Genomic DNA, 219 nt, shown 5'->3' on the forward strand with positions numbered 1-219 from the left:
TACGGAACCACCAGGGCCCCTTCGGTCGCCGGTGTGATGAGTGAGATCACCACGCCAACGACAAGGGGCCCTGTCTCGTCACCACACCCGCTGACCAGCGAAAGAGGCTCACTGAGCATTTTCAGCGTTGCAGCTCCAGTGTGAGGACTGCCTTGGCGATTGACGTCATGCGGTTGGGGCTGCAGCGGGACCTGCGGAAGATCCGCCAGGACTTCAGGC

1 pseudogene is annotated in these 219 nt (G+C 62.1%); it reads right to left on the reverse strand.

The features are described from left to right. Positions 1-121: 121 nt before the first annotated feature. Positions 122-219: pseudogene (locus IE94_RS39790) on the reverse strand (IS5/IS1182 family transposase); the annotation flags it as partial.

Origin of the sequence: Streptomyces violaceorubidus, from assembly GCF_000717995.1 — a bacterium.
GTDB lineage: Bacteria > Actinomycetota > Actinomycetes > Streptomycetales > Streptomycetaceae > Streptomyces > Streptomyces violaceorubidus.